We start from the raw sequence: 11,760 nt of genomic DNA on the forward strand, positions 1-11,760 counted from the left end.
ATATAATTTCCATCCTCTAATGTTTCTATTGGCGTTCTGCCACAGCAGGTTTTTCCTTGATGAGTACGATGATTGTTGTAGTCCAAAAGTAGGAAGAATGAATTAGGCAGCGTAGTTGAAAATATTGATTAACAAATAGCTAATCTCTCCGTGATTTTCATCTATATCTGGAAAACCTCGCATCAAAGCACTGACCTAAAGTTTTTCGTTAATTCATGAATTAGATTCATAAGGGTGCGTGATTATCTGTAGTTATAATCAATACATGATTCTATAGAATCAACCCTTGAAGAAAAGAAATGCATTCACTTTCATTCCCACATAGTTGATTGAAACATATGAACAAAAACTACAACGACCTGTTAGCTTTTGTAACGGTTGCTCAACAAGGAAGCTTTACTAAAGCCGCAGGATTACTCGGCGTCTCTCAATCTGCACTAAGTCACACCGTTCGTAGTTTAGAACAACGATTGGATGTTCGGCTGCTTAATCGTACGACTCGGAGTGTTTCTCCGACGGAAGCGGGTGAAAAGCTAATGAATTCAATCGCGCCTAAGCTGTCTGAAATTGACCATGAGTTGGAGATGATTAACGAATTTAAACTGCAACCCGGCGGTACAATTCGAATTACAGCTGCAGAAACACGCAGTAAACACCATTTTATGGCCCAAAGTCAGGCAGCTACTTTTGCAATATCCAGATATCAATGTCGAGATCAGCGTAAATTATGGGTTAGTTGATATTGTATCTGAACGGTTTGATGCTGGCATTCGTCTCGGTGAAAGCCTGGAACAAGATATGATCGCTATCCCCATATCCCCTAAAATGCGTATAGCCGTCGTCGCGACTCCTGAGTATTGGAGTAAAAAAGGTAAGCCAGCGACACCACATGAACTGGTTAATCACAACTGCATCAACTTACGCCTTCCCACATATGGTGGTACCTACGCTTGGGAATTTGAAAAAGACGCTAAAGTGATCAACGTAAATGTTAAAGGACAGGTGGTGATGACAAGTTCACAGGGGCGACTAGATGCATCGCTTGATGGATTAGGTATTACTTATGTCCCAGAGGATCTCGTGCAACAACATATAGAGAGTGGAAGACTTGAACGTGTTCTTGAAGATTGGTGTCCACCTTTCGATGGATATTATCTTTACTATGCAAATCGACAACTCTCTTCACCTGCATTTAAGTTGCTCATTGATTCACTTCGATATCAACGGAATTGATGAGCTAACATTATAAGTGCATGAAAAATTCAGCCATTATCATTCATTACTGCCATTTCTATAATGAAACATCATTAATAGAAGGAAATAGTTATGAAGACTAGAATTCTAGGAGCCAGTGGGCTCGAAGTATCTGCATTAGGCTTAGGTTGTATGCGTATGAGTTTCGCAGATAAACCAACCGACAAGAATGAAATGATCGCATTTCTACGTCAGTCAGTTGAAGAAGGGATAACATTCTTCGATACCGCTGAAATTTATGGCCCGTTTACTAACGAAGTATTACTTGGAGAAGCTTTAGCACCGTTTGATAAAGATAAATTGGTTATTGCGACTAAATTTGGTTTCAAACATGCTGAAGACGGCTCTGGCCCTATTCCATCTCAGGGCTTTGACAGCCGACCAGAACAAATCAGACGCGTTGCTGAAGCGTCCCTTAAACGTCTGAACGTAGAATGTTTAGATCTTTTCTATCAACACCGCGTTGACCCTAATGTACCCATCGAAGATGTTGCAGGTACAGTTCAAGATTTGATTAAAGAAGGTAAAGTCAAACACTTTGGCCTATCGGAGGCGAGCGCAGACATAATACGTCGAGCACATGCAGTACAACCTATCACAGCCTTGCAAAGTGAATACTCTATTTGGTGGCGCGAAATTGAAGCAGAAATTCTCCCGACCTGTGAAGAAACTGGGTATTGGCCTTGTTCCTTATAGTCCATTAGGACGAGGATATCTGACTGGCGCAATAACCAAATCAACAACGTATGACAAAAGCGATTTAAGAAGTCATAACCCTAGGTTTACCTCCGAGGCAATCGATGCTAACCAGGTAGTGGTTGATCTGTTGGTTCGTATTGGCAAACTACATAACGCGACTCCGGCTCAGGTAGCGTTAGCGTGGCTTCTAGCTCAGAAACCTTGGATTGTTCCTATCCCAGGCTCTCGTAACCTTGCCCGATTAAGAGAGAACATGGGATCGGCTGACCTGGTTTTAAGTAGCAAAGATTTAGATGACATTGAGACTGCAATGGCAAATATCGACGTTATAGGTAACCGATACTAAAGGCCATATATTACTTAATGAAAAGTATGAAGGGAGCCGAAGCTCCCTTGCATCAAATCAGTTTGTTGAAGAGATGGGTTGCCCCTGCTCTGCTTTGTCCGTTAATCCGGATATGATGGCGAGAACCAACGCACCTGCGGAAAGTAGGCCTCCTGCCCAGTTAGGGGATTGAAGTCCAAAACCGGCAGCAATGACCAGCCCTCCAAACCAGGCTCCAACTGCGTTACCCAGATTAAAGACCCCAATGTTAACTGCCGAAGCCAAGGTCGATGCGCCTGCTGCTTTAGCTTTATCCATGACAAGCTTTTGAATCGGAGAGACGGTTGAGAAGCCAAATGCGGCCATTAAGAAAATACAAATGACGGACATAATTTGGCTATGAACGGCATAGTTGAAGACAAATAGGACTATCGCCTGAGCGCCTAACGTAATGTAAAGCATCGGCATTAGCGCCTTGTCTGCGTACTTACCGCCAAGATGGTTGCCGACAAACAAGCCCAATCCAAACACCAACATTAACCAAGTGACGTTAGAGCTGCTAAAGCCTGCTATCTCCGTCATCATAGGCGCAATGTAAGTGATGGATGTAAAAAATGCGCCGGGACCTAAAACGGTGATACCCATAGCCAACAGCACATTGATGTTGCCAAAAGCTTTAATCTCTTTAGAGAAACTGTTGGTCTTGAGCCTTAGGTTGATGAGGAATAAGACGCCAAACACTCAGTACGGTCATAACACCGACGATAGCAACAAGGCCAAAGGTCAGACGCCAGGTTAGGTGCTCACCAATCCAAGTTCCGACCGGAACGCCCACCAGGTTAGCGACCGTTAATCCCATAAACATAAATGCAATGGCTTGAATTCGCTTTGATGGTGCAACCATATCTGCGGCAATGATAGAACCGATACCAAAGAACACGCCATGTGCGAGTGAGGTGACAATACGGCCAAGTATGGCAACACTGAAACTTGATGCGAATGCCGTGATCAAGTTGCCTATGATGAATAAAACCATGACGAAAATGAGCATGGCTTTACGCGGTATTTTTGAGCCAAAGATGATAAGTGCAGGTGCGCCAAAAAAGACGCCCAATGCATAAGAGGTGGCTAAGTAACCTGCGATGGGAATAGTTATTTGGAACTCTTCGGCTATCGCAGGCAACAAACCTGCGATGACAAACTCGGTCGTACCAATACCAAAGGCACCGATAGCCAAAGCCCAGAGTGCTAGTGGCATAATTTTCTCCTCAATATAATTTGATTAATCATTGGTAGAAATGAGTTTAATCGTAAATTATGATTCGATAAATGCATGCCAAGTACACTTAATGTAGAGTTGAACTCTACCTTTAGCCGAAATAGCCCTCTCTAGCTTTTTGGACTAACTCATCAACGAGCAAGCGAACCTTCGGCACTAAGTGCTTACTGCACGGCCACAGAATATGTAGAGCAACAGGGGCAGGTGAACTCTCGGGGAGGATGGCAGTAAGACTACCTGAATCCATGTGCTCTCTTACCATACTTTCGGGAAGTTGAACGATCCCCATATTACCCAAGCATGCTTTTAACAAGGCGTCGCCATCACCGATTTGATGAGGTTTATCCGAGATGTATTGGATAGTTTTTCCCTCTTCATTTTTAAGTTTCCATGCCAATGGTGCGCGACTTCGGTAGCCCATAATACAGTGATGGTTTGCCAGATCATCGATGTGTGTGGGCGTTCCATACTGCTCAAGATACTCAGGGGTGGCACACAAATACAGGTGTTGGTCACTTAGACAGCGAGATTTCAATTCATTCGTGCTTTTGAGTTTCACTGAATCTTAAAACCAGATCTAAACCTTCTTCCACTGGATCAACCAGACGGTCATTGAACGACATCTCAAATCGGATCTCTGGGTATTGTTTAGAGAAGTTTGTCAGAATGGGCATCACCAAATGACGGCCAAAAAAAGCGGGCATATCAATACGGATGACCCCCGAAGGGTTATCTTGGCGTCGGCTCAGCGAGTTTTCCGCTGAATCGAGGATCTCTAGCGCCGTTGTACAACTGTTAAGATAAGCTTCACCATCACCCGTCAGGCTAAGCTTCCTTGTGGAGCGATGGAAAAGTTTGGTACCCAACCGTTTCTCCAACCTGGCGATACCTTTCCCAACGGCGGATTTCGTGATCCCCAGCTTTTCACTGGCTTCAGTGAAACTAGAAGAATTGGCAGCGACTACAAAGTTTGTAATGCCACGTAGAGATTCATCTGAATTAAATGTAGACATTGAGTTAACCAATTAGATATGGATGTAGCAATTATTGATTCAATTTCCCCAATTGTATACGGATAGACTTATGTGCTGAAGTGGATTGTTTCTGTCCCATTTGAAGTTACACATAATTAAGTCACCGTATCGCCAAGCTGTGCTTTGACATACTTTTTCTAGGTGAAATCTTGCCTATGAGAGCGGTGGCTATTCAAACTTTAGCTTTTTATAGCCTACGAATCGCTTGAAAAGGCATGTTTCCGAGCAAAGTTTATTGTCTCCAAACACATCATTTTTGTTTTAGATATTCACTGTGATTAAGTGTAACAGCTAACCTGAGAGTTACACTTGCCTTACGAGATACGATTAGACTGATTTACCCAGAGAAGCAATGCACTCAAAGCGGTAAACAAAGTGATAATCCAAGTCATTGTCCATGGCGTACCGTCCCTGAATGCCGCTAATAACAGCGATGAAATGATACCACTGCCATATTGCAGAGAGCCAATAACCGCAGACGCCGAGCCTGCACTTTTGTCAACCTGGTCTAACGCAGCGGCGGTCGCCGACGCAGCGATAACCCCATTCATAGAGAAAAAAACAAATATTGGCAAGATAATCATCCAAATACCACCAATCTCTGCTTTCACTCCAATCGCCATCACCGCAATAGCTGTTATGGCAATGAAAGTGGTTACTTTTAGCAAACTATCCAGCCGGAAACGGTGAACTAACTGTCGATTAACAACACTCATCGACATAACGCCCAAAATATTAACAGCGAATAACCAACCGTAATGTTGTGCGTCCACAGGCCTTGTTGCGGAAATCGAATGAACTAAATCAGAATATTACGATCAGATCAGGGACATTCGTTCACTGACTTTGATTTCATGCCGAAGCCTCGCTACAAAACCACTAACTGGTGCAAGTACAATAACTCCTTGATCAACAGAGATTCACTCACGTTTTGGATTGACGAAGAGGCCATAACTGAGTGGAAACAATCTAAACAGGATAAACGTGGTAGACCAAGATTGTTTAGTGATCTCGCTATCACGACTGCTCTCATGGTAAAGCGCATTTTTTCCTTACCATTAAGGGCGCTACAAGGCTTTATCGACTCTGTTTTTAGATTGGCTAACGTCCCATTGGTTTGTCCCCACTATACTTGCATCAGTCGCCGAGCTAAGGATGTTGAGATTAATTTCAAAGCCTCATCACGAGGCGCTATCCAACACCTAGCTATTGATGCTACTGGGCTCAAGGTATACGGTGAGGGTGAATGGAAAGTGAAAAAGCACGGAACCGATGGTAAGCGTCGAGTCTGGCGTAAACTCCATCTTGCTGTTGATACTGACACTCATAAAATTATTGCCGCTGAACTGACACTTTCAGGCGTGACAGACGCGGAAGTACTCCCAAATTTACTCAAACAGACACGCCGATCCATCAAGGAAATTTCGGGAGATGGCGCATACGATACTTGGGAGTGCCACAGGGCGATTAGGGTTAAGAAAGCGATACCTCTAATCCCTCCACATGAAGGAGCCGCCTTCTGGGAAAAGGGGCATCCACGTAATCTGGCGGTTGGTTGCCAAAAGCTCTATGGTTCGAACAAAAAGTGGAAACGAAAGTATGGCTACCACAGGCGTTCATTGTCGGAGACCGCTATGTATCGCGTAAAACAGCTACTAGGCGCTTCACTCACGTTTCGAAATTACAACGCACAGGTTGGGGAAACATACGCCATGATCAAAGCACTCAACAAGCTAACAGGGATAGGCATGCCCGAAACCCAGTATATCGTTTAAATACAAACGATTTAGCTAGTGTTCGCTCTCAAGTTGAATTCCGCAACAAAGCCACAAAGAATAGGCAATATCAATTTATGGTTGTGACAAATATCACTTTATGGTTGTAAATATCATTTTATGGTTGTATCAACACAAATCATAAAGGAAGAGCCGATGAGCAGTGGCAAACGAGATATAACTCTGCGCTTTCTAGCAGAGCCAGGAGATGTAAACTTTGGCGGTAAAGTACACGGTGGCGCCGTGATGAAATGGATCGACCTGGCTGCTTATGCCTGCTCCGCAGCGTGGAGCGGAAAATACTGTATTACCGCCTACGCCGGCGGCATTCGTTTCGTGGCCCCGATTCTGGTCGGCAACCTGGTTGAAGTCAGCGCTAAGGTCATTTATACCGGTAAAACCTCAATGCACATTGCGATTGATGTCCAGGCCACGGATCCCAAAGAGCTCAACAATCATCTCACCACACACTGCATTGTGATTATGGTCGCTGTGGATGAAAACGGTAAACCAACACCGGTTTCCGGAGTGGATCCCGACCACCGATGAAGACATCGCGCTGCGTAAATCGGCCATTCGCCTAATGAATATGCGTACTGAAATCGGCGAAGAGATGGAAGCACACGTTAAATATCTCAAAGCCCGCTAACCCTCGCACACCCTTACCCAATCAGAAATAGTCCAGATACGACATCAGGTTAGCTGACAACGTATCTGGCTAGTTTTGCTCAGCCTTGTCATCTAAACTTCATTTTTCTCTGCTTTAATGCTCCATTAGCTGGCAAAGGTATGCCTGCCATGTTGGCAAAAGCAGAGAACAATAGATGTCGTTAACCCTCAGTGATATCACCCTCAGTGAGAACACCCTGTCTGATACTAAATCGGTTGAATACCAATGGGTACGAACTATGTACGTGGAAGGCTATCCCCCGTTAGAGATTAATCATTACATTCAGACCTGCTTCGGCGGCGATGAAACCTTTGCCGATCTGTTTCGTAAAGTGGCTCTGCAGCAAGAGAGCCTGTACGTGCTGCTGCGTTATATCGGATGCGCTCCATCCAGCCGCGAGCTGTGATTTTACCCACTGTCGTTGTCGCCTTGTGACAAATACTTATCTTCAATCGTTTAAATCGCACTCAATAAATAGGCCCGAGCAATGCCCGGGCCTATTTGTTTACAGTTCAATGCGACTGTTTTTACAGGTAAATTCTATCGCTTTTTACGATATTAACCTTTCACACCACCAGCCGTCAGGCCACCCACCAGCCAGCGCTGTGCCAGCAGGAAAACAGCGGTAATTGGCAGAGCCGATAACACAGCCGCGGCGGCAAAATCACCCCACAGGTAGTTTTGCGGATACAGATATTGCTGCATGCCTACCGCCAGTGTGTACTTATCCACATCCGACAGCAGCAGCGAGGCCACCGGTACTTCTCCCACCACCATGATGAAGGAGAGGATAAAGACCACTGCCAGAATTGGCACTGACAATGGCAGCAGCACCAAACGGAATGCCTGCCAAGGGGTTGCACCATCCAGGGCAGCCGCTTCTTCCAGCGAGTTATCAATGGTTTCAAAGTAGCCCTTGATAGTCCAGACATGCAGTGCAATCCCGCCCAGGTAGGAGAAGATCAGGCCACCATGGGTGTTGAGCCCCAAAAACGGAATGTACTGACCAAGCTTGTCAAACAACGCATAAATCGCGACCAGAGCCAGCACAGCCGGGAACATCTGGAAGATCATCATCGCTTTCAGAATGGTCTCTTTGCCTTTAAAGCGCATGCGAGCAAACGCGTACGCTGATGTGGTCGATAAGAAGACAATCAGCACCGATGACACCGCTGCGATTTTGACCGAGTTCCATAGCCAGGTCAGAACCGGAAACGGCGGTGGCGTCACACTGCCGTCCGCGTTAGTGACCGAGAAACCAAGTGCCAGTTTCCAGTGCTCCAGAGACGGATTTTCCGGAATGATGCTACCGGTCGCGAAGTTACCTTCGCGGAATGAGATAGCCACCACCATCAGCAGCGGAAAGATGATCAGCGCCAGAAACGCCCACAGCGCAACATGTGTCGCCCACACACGGTATTTGAGCGATTTTCCTTGTACCATAGCCATAAGTGTCGCTCCTTAATTCTGGCTGACTTTAGTGAAACGCAGGTTAAGCAGCGCAAGCGCCCCCACCAGCAGGAAGATCAACGTCGCAATCGCGCTCGCCAGACCAAAGTCCTGACCACCGGCACCTTCAAATGCAATGCGGTAGGTATAGCTGACCAAGAGGTCAGTGTAACCGGCTGGCTCGGAGGTTCCTATCATGTTCGGACCGCCCGCCGTCAAGAGCTGAATCATAACAAAATTATTGAAGTTAAACGCAAAGCTGGCAATAAGCAGCGGCGTGAGCGGTTTAATCATCAATGGCAGCGTGATCTTGGTAAAGTTGTGCACGAAGTTAGCACCATCGATAGCCGATGCTTCGTATAAGTCATCCGGAATGGCTTTCAGCAAGCCCATACACAAAATCATCATGTACGGGAAACCCAGCCAGGTATTGACGATCAACACCATGCATTTCGCCAGGAAACGGATCAGAGAACCAGGCCGGACTGAGGCCAAACAGCCCTTGCAGCACCATATTGATTTCACCAAAGCTCTGGTTAAACAGACCTTTAAAGATCAGAATCGAAATGAAGGCCGGTACTGCATAAGGTAGGATTAACAGCACACGGTACAAAGCGCGACCTTTGAGCTCTTCCCACTGCACCACACTCGCCAGCACCAGACCAATCACCAGAGTAAAGATCACGGTCAGCACAGAGAACAGCACAGTCCAGATAAAGATACTGATAAACGGCTCTTTGATGCCCTCATCTTTCCAAACCCGTTCAAAGTTATGTGTACCGATTGAAACGATAAAGCCCGGTGAAACGGTACTGCCGACAAACTGCCCCTGATCGTTAACCGGCTGGTAGAAGCCGACCTCAAGATTTGGTCGCAGCATCTCTCCGTTCTGGTTATTGATCAGCGTTTCGCCATCATCCTGCAGGGTATAAAGCGGCACCACAGCGGCAAACTTACGCAGGCCGCTCATGCGAATCGCGTTGCCATCCGGCAGAGTCAGATTCAACGCCCCGAGCGCATCACGATTGCTGATGATGGTCTTAATCGCCTCTTTATTGCCTGTCACATCCTGTACCGGAGTCAGCGCTAACGATTGCCCGGTCGTATCGAGACTAAACACCGGAGTGGCGAACTGAGTTTCACCATCCTGAATGGTGATACGGTAACCTTGTTCGGTGCTAAGCAGCGTAAACGGATAGCTCTCGCCGCTCTGGAATGTGCGGTCCATCAGTACCGACTGAGCACGGTCGAAAGAGAGTTGGTTCTTGGCACTGTAGTTGGTAAACGCCAGATTGACCGTATAGGCTAACGGAAACAGAATGAACAAGATCATTCCGGCGATACCCGGGTAAATATAACGGTGGGCGTAAGTCTTTTTACTGCCAAAGATGTAAAGTGCCAGAGCAGTAAGAATAATGGTCAGCAATGCAAAAGCGAGCTCACCACGGGAATACATCAGAACTGTGGCATATCCATTCACGAGACCGACGGCGGCTAATACACTCCACTTAATGATGGTGCGATTGTTATTGGTCGGTGGTGTCATTGCGGATGCTGACATAGCCTCTGTACCTTGGATTGACTGCATAGAACAACCTGCTAGCGAAATAAAACTGGAAAGTAAGGAGGAGTTGCCCCCTCCTTAAAAGGTGAATCTGGGATTACTTGGTCATCTGTTTTTCAGCATCCGCAAGGGCTGCATCAACATTCTGACGGCCATCAACCACGTTGATGATCGCGTTCTTAGCTGCGCCCCAGAAACGCATTCATTTGTGGGATGTTTGGCATGATCTCGCCGTTCATCGCGTTATCCATGGTCGCAGCAATACGCTGATCTGAGTCCAGTTCACGCTGGAATGAGCTCAGAGCAACCGCACCCAGAGGTTTATCGTTGTTGACCGCACGCAGACCTTCATTGGTCAGCAGGTAGTTTTCGATAAACTCAACCGCCAGATCTTTGTTTGGCGATGCAGTGCTGATACCCGCGGTCAGTACACCAACAAACGGTTTAGAAGACTGACCATTGAATTTAGGCAGAGTGGTCACGCCGTAGTTGATACCTGACTTATCAATGTTGCCCCATGACCAAGGACCATTGATGGTCATGGCCGTATTGCCTTTGTTAAATTCCGCTTCAGATACAGAGTAGTCCATATCGGCCGAAATCACGCCTTTATCAACCAGACCTTTGACGAAATTCATCGCGTCTTTTACGCCTTGCTTGTCAATACCTGCGTCTTTTACATCGTAGCCTGAAGAAGTGTATTTAAATGCGTAGCCACCATCAGCAGCCATCAGAGGCCAGGTAAAGTACGGTTCTTTCAGGTTCCACATAATGGCTGATTTACCGTTTTTCTTCAGTTGAGCATCCAACGCAGCCACTTCTTCCCAGCTTTTTGGCGGGTTAGGGACCAGGTCTTTGTTGTAAATCAGCGACAATGATTCAACCGCGACAGGGTAACCGATCAGTTTGCCTTGATATTTCACGGCATCCCAGGCGAAATCAACAATACCGTCTTTAATCGCTTGTGACGGTTTGATCTCAGTCAGCAAACCTGCTTCCGCGTAACCGCCGAAACGGTCATGCGCCCAGAATACAATATCGGGACCATCACCCGTTGCCGCTGTTTGCGGGAATTTGTCCTGCAGACCATCCGGATGCGCGACAGTAACTTTAATGCCGGTTTCTTCTTCAAACTTTTTACCAACTTCAGCCAGACCGTTGTAACCTTTGTCACCGTTAATCCAGATAGTCAGTTGTCCTTCCTGGATGGCAGCGTGTGCACCAAACGAACCAAGAGCGACCAGAGTGCTGAGCGCTACAGTGCTTAGGGCGTTTTTCATGTTCATATCCTTGTTTTATTTATGTTGTAGGGCTTACCGGTGAGGTTTCGCCGTATTTCGCCACATATCATCAGAAAAAAACGGGCTAACCTCATCCTCCTACTCCCTACGCCCCTGGTATTATGGCTTATTTTCGTGATCTGAATCGTTGCCTGTTGGAGAGAACAATCACAAAAAAATGCCCCTTTGTGATCCACTTCATGTTCAGACCCATCAATAATTTGAACTGGATCTCTCAGGCCATTCCAGCCCCTCCTCCACCTCATCCTTGCCTACTCCCCCCGCAAAAAATAAGTTTAGGAGGATGTGCCGCCGGGCCGCTTCAGAGAAACTAATCCCATCCAAAGAGTGGATGGTAAGAATCTTTTTCAGTATTGAACCTTAATACTGGCTTGCATTGCCGGGCTCATTTGCTGCTGCAGTCGACGCGT

General features: G+C 46.4%; 12 protein-coding genes and 3 pseudogenes. 7 read left to right on the top strand and 8 right to left on the bottom strand.

All coding sequences use genetic code 11. From position 1 onward, the window contains the following. Window positions 1-338 precede the first annotated feature (338 nt). The 4 genes from ABDK09_05305 to ABDK09_05320 all read left to right on the top strand — a co-directional run bounded on the left by ABDK09_05305 (window position 339) and on the right by ABDK09_05320 (window position 2,299). On the top strand, window positions 339-740 hold the full coding sequence (locus tag ABDK09_05305; protein ID XAW87631.1) for a LysR family transcriptional regulator: 402 nt from the start codon (window positions 339-341) through the stop codon (window positions 738-740). Continuing rightward, the gene (locus ABDK09_05310) at window positions 688-1,233 is read left to right on the top strand and encodes a LysR substrate-binding domain-containing protein (protein XAW87632.1); all 546 of its coding nucleotides are present in this window, start codon (window positions 688-690) and stop codon (window positions 1,231-1,233) included. The genes ABDK09_05305 and ABDK09_05310 overlap by 53 nt, the downstream gene beginning before the upstream one ends. 93 nt (window positions 1,234-1,326) lie before the next feature. Next, complete coding sequence (locus ABDK09_05315; GenBank protein ID XAW87633.1) at window positions 1,327-1,950, top strand: aldo/keto reductase; 624 nt, start codon at window positions 1,327-1,329, stop codon at window positions 1,948-1,950. Beyond that, window positions 1,835-2,299 (top strand): aldo/keto reductase, encoded by a 465-nt coding sequence (locus ABDK09_05320; GenBank protein XAW87634.1) that lies wholly within the window; start codon window positions 1,835-1,837, stop codon window positions 2,297-2,299. Before ABDK09_05315 ends, ABDK09_05320 begins: the two co-directional genes overlap by 116 nt. Before the next feature lie 57 nt (window positions 2,300-2,356). Here ABDK09_05320 and ABDK09_05325 read toward each other — a convergent pair whose 3' ends face one another. From ABDK09_05325 to ABDK09_05345, 5 genes are all read right to left on the bottom strand, one after another. Further along, complete coding sequence (locus tag ABDK09_05325) at window positions 2,357-3,019, bottom strand: MFS transporter (GenBank protein ID XAW87635.1); 663 nt, start codon at window positions 3,017-3,019, stop codon at window positions 2,357-2,359. Then, window positions 2,964-3,536 carry an MFS transporter gene (locus ABDK09_05330; GenBank protein XAW87636.1) on the bottom strand — a complete coding sequence of 191 codons (573 nt, stop codon included), beginning with the start codon at window positions 3,534-3,536 and terminating at the stop codon, window positions 2,964-2,966. The genes ABDK09_05325 and ABDK09_05330 overlap by 56 nt, the downstream gene beginning before the upstream one ends. Window positions 3,537-3,648: 112 nt before the next feature. Continuing rightward, the gene (locus tag ABDK09_05335; protein ID XAW87637.1) at window positions 3,649-4,116 is read right to left on the bottom strand and encodes a LysR substrate-binding domain-containing protein; all 468 of its coding nucleotides are present in this window, start codon (window positions 4,114-4,116) and stop codon (window positions 3,649-3,651) included. Continuing rightward, a complete protein-coding gene (locus ABDK09_05340) occupies window positions 4,094-4,570 on the bottom strand; it encodes a LysR family transcriptional regulator (protein XAW87638.1) in 477 nt (158 codons plus the stop codon). Before ABDK09_05340 ends, ABDK09_05335 begins: the two co-directional genes overlap by 23 nt. A 335-nt stretch (window positions 4,571-4,905) precedes the next feature. Continuing rightward, window positions 4,906-5,364: a hypothetical protein gene (locus ABDK09_05345; protein ID XAW87639.1), complete on the bottom strand. Its 459-nt coding sequence runs from the start codon at window positions 5,362-5,364 to the stop codon at window positions 4,906-4,908. Between the two features lie 81 nt (window positions 5,365-5,445). On the opposite strand from ABDK09_05345, the gene ABDK09_05350 reads away from it, so the two are divergent. The 3 genes and pseudogenes from ABDK09_05350 (at window position 5,446) to ABDK09_05360 (ending at window position 7,442) form a co-directional block, all read left to right on the top strand. Beyond that, window positions 5,446-6,366: an IS5 family transposase gene (locus ABDK09_05350; protein ID XAW87640.1), complete on the top strand. Its 921-nt coding sequence runs from the start codon at window positions 5,446-5,448 to the stop codon at window positions 6,364-6,366. 156 nt (window positions 6,367-6,522) lie between these two features. Continuing rightward, a pseudogene (locus ABDK09_05355) lies at window positions 6,523-7,015 on the top strand (acyl-CoA thioesterase). A gap of 175 nt (window positions 7,016-7,190) precedes the next feature. Then, complete coding sequence (locus tag ABDK09_05360) at window positions 7,191-7,442, top strand: hypothetical protein (GenBank protein ID XAW87641.1); 252 nt, start codon at window positions 7,191-7,193, stop codon at window positions 7,440-7,442. A gap of 152 nt (window positions 7,443-7,594) precedes the next feature. Here the strand turns inward: ABDK09_05360 and malG are convergent, their stop codons facing one another. The 3 genes and pseudogenes from malG to malE form a co-directional block, all read right to left on the bottom strand. Next, window positions 7,595-8,485: a maltose ABC transporter permease MalG gene (gene malG / locus ABDK09_05365; GenBank protein ID XAW87642.1), complete on the bottom strand. Its 891-nt coding sequence runs from the start codon at window positions 8,483-8,485 to the stop codon at window positions 7,595-7,597. 12 nt (window positions 8,486-8,497) lie between these two features. Continuing rightward, a pseudogene (gene malF / locus ABDK09_05370) lies at window positions 8,498-10,073 on the bottom strand (maltose ABC transporter permease MalF). A gap of 73 nt (window positions 10,074-10,146) precedes the next feature. Continuing rightward, window positions 10,147-11,329, bottom strand: a pseudogene (gene malE, locus ABDK09_05375) (maltose/maltodextrin ABC transporter substrate-binding protein MalE). Window positions 11,330-11,760: the final 431 nt, after the last annotated feature.

This window comes from Vibrio sp. CDRSL-10 TSBA (assembly GCA_039696685.1).
Lineage (GTDB): Bacteria > Pseudomonadota > Gammaproteobacteria > Enterobacterales > Vibrionaceae > Vibrio.

Coding starts and splice junctions, on each gene's coding strand:
- ABDK09_05305 (XAW87631.1), top strand. CDS start 339: ATGAACAAAAACTACAACGACCTGTTAGCTTTTGTAACGGTTGCTCAA.
- ABDK09_05315 (XAW87633.1), top strand. CDS start 1,327: ATGAAGACTAGAATTCTAGGAGCCAGTGGGCTCGAAGTATCTGCATTA.
- ABDK09_05320 (XAW87634.1), top strand. CDS start 1,835: ATGCAGTACAACCTATCACAGCCTTGCAAAGTGAATACTCTATTTGGT.
- ABDK09_05330 (XAW87636.1), bottom strand. CDS start 3,536: ATGCCACTAGCACTCTGGGCTTTGGCTATCGGTGCCTTTGGTATTGGT.
- ABDK09_05340 (XAW87638.1), bottom strand. CDS start 4,570: ATGTCTACATTTAATTCAGATGAATCTCTACGTGGCATTACAAACTTT.
- ABDK09_05350 (XAW87640.1), top strand. CDS start 5,446: ATGCCGAAGCCTCGCTACAAAACCACTAACTGGTGCAAGTACAATAAC.
- ABDK09_05360 (XAW87641.1), top strand. CDS start 7,191: ATGTCGTTAACCCTCAGTGATATCACCCTCAGTGAGAACACCCTGTCT.
- malG (XAW87642.1), bottom strand. CDS start 8,485: ATGGCTATGGTACAAGGAAAATCGCTCAAATACCGTGTGTGGGCGACA.